The 624-nt window shown below is 61.7% G+C and carries 1 pseudogene; it reads right to left on the reverse strand.

Annotation, left to right across the window (positions count from 1 at the left end):
• Positions 1 to 91 precede the first annotated feature (91 nt).
• Positions 92 to 610: pseudogene (locus tag QMX88_RS29305) on the reverse strand (imelysin family protein); the annotation flags it as partial.
• Positions 611 to 624: the final 14 nt, after the last annotated feature.

Raw genomic sequence — 624 nt, forward strand, 5'->3', positions numbered from 1 at the left:
GCGTTTTTTGAATCGGAGTCTTTCATGTGAATGCGGGCTGCGCTCTGGTTTCAGGGCCGGGCGGGGGCATGGGGCACCCGCCTGGGCACGCTCACAGGCCTGAGAGGCCGAGGGCCGGATCGATTCCATCGAGTGCGTCGGCCAGTGCCTTGGCCTTGTCTGCTATTTGTTTTCGTTGTTCGGTGCTGACCTGGTCGTACGGCTTGAAGCCGTCGGCGGTCTTGAGCATCAGCAACTGGTCATCCAGGGCGGTGCTCGCGGTGTCGATCTTTTTCAGCACGTCGCCGGAGGACTTGGCCAGCAGCGGACGCAGCAGCTCGATGACCTTGCGCGTGCCTTCCAGGTTGGCGGCAAAGCCGTTCACGTCGAGGTGGCTGTAGCGTTCTTCTTCACCGTTGTTGCGGACCTCGGCGATGCTGCGCATGTTGCGCACGACCATGCTCGCCAGTTGTTCCGGGGCAATGCTCTGGGCCAGCAGTTGCTGTTTCAGGCTGGCGATGTCGGTTTGCAGCTTCTGCACGACCGGCGTCAGGCCGTCGACGGACTTCTGCGAAAACAGGCCGAATTCGAGGCGGTGGAAGCCGCCGAAGCCCGGGTCCTGTTCGCGTTTTTAGTAGTAATCGG

Origin of the sequence: Pseudomonas sp. PS02290 (assembly GCF_029960075.1) — a bacterium.
Taxonomy (GTDB): Bacteria; Pseudomonadota; Gammaproteobacteria; order Pseudomonadales; family Pseudomonadaceae; genus Aquipseudomonas.